Annotated in this window: 4 protein-coding genes; all 4 read right to left on the bottom strand. The window is 42.9% G+C overall.

The features are described from left to right. Positions 1–80 precede the first annotated feature (80 nt). The 4 genes from Q0081_RS25415 to Q0081_RS25400 all read right to left on the bottom strand — a co-directional run bounded on the left by Q0081_RS25415 (position 81) and on the right by Q0081_RS25400 (position 3,341). Positions 81–335, bottom strand: coding sequence for a hypothetical protein (locus tag Q0081_RS25415; RefSeq protein WP_298360335.1), 255 nt, complete (start codon positions 333–335; stop codon positions 81–83). A gap of 134 nt (positions 336–469) precedes the next feature. Further along, complete coding sequence (locus tag Q0081_RS25410) at positions 470–919, bottom strand: hypothetical protein (RefSeq protein ID WP_298360334.1); 450 nt, start codon at positions 917–919, stop codon at positions 470–472. A gap of 254 nt (positions 920–1,173) precedes the next feature. Beyond that, entirely contained in the window at positions 1,174–1,626 is a 453-nt protein-coding gene (locus Q0081_RS25405; RefSeq protein ID WP_298360332.1) for a nuclear transport factor 2 family protein, read from the bottom strand. Positions 1,627–1,631: 5 nt separating this feature from the next. Continuing rightward, a complete protein-coding gene (locus Q0081_RS25400; protein WP_298360330.1) occupies positions 1,632–3,341 on the bottom strand; it encodes a GMC oxidoreductase in 1,710 nt (569 codons plus the stop codon). Between the last annotated feature and the right edge of the window lie 247 nt (positions 3,342–3,588).

The following is a 3,588-nucleotide window of genomic DNA, read 5'->3' as shown; positions in this document are numbered from 1 at the left end:
GTGACGTAAGTTGGATTGAAAATCAACTAAACAACCGACCCCGAAAAACTCTTGGGTATTTATCTCCCATCCAGTTTGCTCTAAAACACCAAATTGCACTTCAAACTTGAATCCAAGAATTCTTTTTGGCGATTTTGACGGTTTAGCGGCATCCATGTCCGCATTAGACCTTGGTGTCCCCACAGCATTTTTTGGGTAAAAATCATTCGTTCAGGAAGCAAAGCAGGCGATTGCAAACTGTCTTTGATGTCTACTAAAAGACTATCGGTTAGGCTGAGTTGTGCAAACGCATTGCCCGTAAGGCACATAAGTACCAGAAATAAAGTAATTCTCATAGGTATTCAAGCAGGGTAAATATGGGTAGCTACATCTATCTACGTAGAATTTATAAAGAGGGATGCGTCCAAACAAAAAAACCGCTCTCTTACGAAAGCGGTTCTGAAATAGTCTTTATGGGATTCGTTGATTTCTAAGGCGTTACCAGCGTATAATTGTTGATGGTTCCACCCGTTTTTTGGCTTGCCGTAGTTCGTGTAATCACAAACTCCGTTTCGGAGGACGAGTTTATTGTAAACGTAATCGTGCCCGAAGTACCTGTTGGCTGTGGAGTTAAGTTTTTCAGAACCAGGGTGTTTGTTGTACCTTCCTGCAATTCCCACTGCCCCGTAAAGGTATTTCCATCGCGTTCTTTGTAAGTAACCGACGTGGGGCTGCTTAAATCCAATCGAAAGTTAATATATCCTGCCTGTACGTTATTAGTACCTCCTTTGGTATAAACAACAGCAGAACCTTCCTTCACTACTTGAGCACTCCATACTTTACCAATAATTTCACTCAGAGGTTTTACTTTAGGTTTGCACCCGGATATAAGAAAAACTCCAATCACCACTGCTCCCAAAAATGTACAAATGCGTTTCATATCTATTTACTATGTTTAAACAAGATTAGTAATTCTTCCTGAATATATACAAAACCTAAGCCAAAGCTTGAATATTGCGCCCGAATATAAGTTTTTTTTGAAAAATTTGCAAGTTTTCCGACAACTTCCTATTTTAAGGCATTGCTCCCTGCTTCATTATACAGACGAACATTTACTGCTTTTGGTTGCATTTGAAAAATGGCAAGTCCATTTTTCATTAGTTTCTTACAAATTTCTTAAAAATCTTCGATTTATCAAGGGATACGAAGCGATTGCCAGGAAACCATTTGCCAACCGACCTTACTCTTTACATAGACGTCCGTAAAACGAAACCGCGTATTGAGTTGCTGGCCATTACTCAACACCTTGGCTCCGCAAGTTCCCGTAATTACGGCGGTCTTTCCATAAGTCCGTACCTTTAATTTTTCCACATTCATTTCCTGATAGGTCAACTTACCGTCTTTTATGGATTGAATAAAAGAGGTTTTATTGTCAATCAGACCGCTGGAATGACAATAAAACAAGTCCTCGGCCAAAACTTTGTCCAGATATCCATAATCTTTACTTACTAAAGCCGCGAAACGTTGCTTTTCAATTTCGGCTACGGCATTTTCGGTCGATGTTTGTGATAGCGCTACGTAGCTTTTAAGCACCCAAAGTGTTAAAATAGCAGCAATGAAGGGGAGTCTTGAGAGTTTGTTTTTCATTGGTTTTATAAATTTTTCTTTTTCATTTCCTGTACCGCATGATTGGCCGCCCGGGCTGTGAAAGCCATGAACGTTAGCGACGGATTTTGAGTGCCGATGGAAGTCATGGCAGCACCGTCTGTTACAAAAACGTTTTTACAGGTGTGCAATTGATTCCATTTATTGACTAACGAAGTCTTAGGGTCTGCCCCCATACGGCACCCGCCCATTTCATGAATATCCAATCCGGGTGCCTGTTTGGTGTCAACCTCACGAATGTTTTTAAAACCTGCCTTGGTCAGCATTTCGGTATTGGTTTCCCAAAAATGCTTCACTATTTTTTCATCATTGTCATCGTAACCAATGGAAGTAATCAGCAAAGGAATGCCATATTGGTCTTTTTGGTCAGGACTGAGACGAACATGATTTTGAAGTTTAGGAATAGTTTCGGCCTGAATCTGAACGTATAAATGCCACGAGCCGGGTTTGCTGTTGGCTTCCTTCCAATCAGCCCCGAATCCTTCCTGACCAGCGGCACTTCCCCAACTTCGACCCGCACTCATGGCGACAAGATAACCTCGAAGAAAATCCGTTTCCTGCTTATGAACATTTTGATAGCGCGGCATGAAACCTGAAGTGGGTCGACGTCCAAAATAGTATTGGTCTTCAAAACCGTCAATATCAGCAGTAACATTACCCCGATAATTGTGAAAAGCTACGTGAGTTCCCAGCAATTCATTGTCATTCCCAAGTCCTTTGGGAAAACGATGAGAAGTCGAATTAAGCAAAATTTGATTACTTGCCAAACACGACGCATTTAAGAAAATAATGCGAGCATAATAATCAATCACTTCTTTGGTATTGGCATCAATCACCCGAACCCCGGATGCTTTTCCGACCTTTTCATCATAAATAATCGAATACACTACTGAATGCGGGCGCAGAGTGAGTTTACCCGTTTTACGTGCTGCCGGAAGGGTAGCCGACTGCGAACTGAAATAGGCCCCGTACGGACAACCGCGATAGCACAGGTGCCGCGCCTGACACTGCCCGCGCCCAAGAGCTGTATGCCAAGGTTGGGGTTTGGTCAAATGAGCACAGCGACCTACGATAAGGTGCCGGTCGGTATAGTTTTCGTTGAGTGATTTTTGCAAATGCTTTTCAACACAGTTCAACTCCCAAGGCGGCAAAAACTCCCCATCGGGCAGCCCTTCCAAGCCATCTTTATTGCCACTTATTCCTGCAAAACGCTCCACATGACTGTACCAGGGAGCCATCTCATTATAAGTAACAGGCCAAGGAACGGCGAAGCCATCCCGCGCAGGGCCTTCAAAATCAAATTTACTCCAACGCTGTACCTGACGTGCCCAAAGCAGAGATTTCCCTCCTACCTGATATGCTCGAATCCAATCGAACGGTTTCTCCTGAATGTAAGGTTGTTCGGCGTCTTTTGTAAAGAAATGTTGCGTAGCTTCATCCAACGCATAACACTTACTCGCAATGGGATTTTCTTCCCGAAACGAAGGAGGAAGGCGGTTATGATGCTTAAAATCCCACGGATTCATCATGGCCGTCGGGTAATCAGTAATATGATTCACATCGCGCCCACGCTCCAATACAAGCGTTTTTAGTCCACTCTCGCACAACTCTTTGGCAGCCCATCCCCCCGAAATACCCGAACCGATGACGATTGCATCGTACGTATTTTGTTTTTTAGCGTCAAGGTTTAAATACATGACTTTGAAATTTCGTTTACAAGGCCGAAGATAGCAAGATTTACCGTTGTATAAAACGATTCCTTTCTCCTGAAATTTCCCCAATTTGGGTATCTTTAACCTCAAAACCGACGTTAAATTACCAATAGTGTAAAATGGCGTGAACGTGGTTCATCGTCACATTTGGTGAAAGTCAGGGTTTGGGTTGTAATTTTGAAGAATGGACTCTCCCTTCCTTTTGCCTTCCAAGCTCGACTTAGAACTACTT

Origin of the sequence: Runella sp. (assembly GCF_027484545.1) — a bacterium.
In the GTDB taxonomy this organism is placed as follows: Bacteria; Bacteroidota; Bacteroidia; order Cytophagales; family Spirosomataceae; genus Runella.
This window is presented reverse-complemented; position numbering and strand designations above follow the sequence as displayed.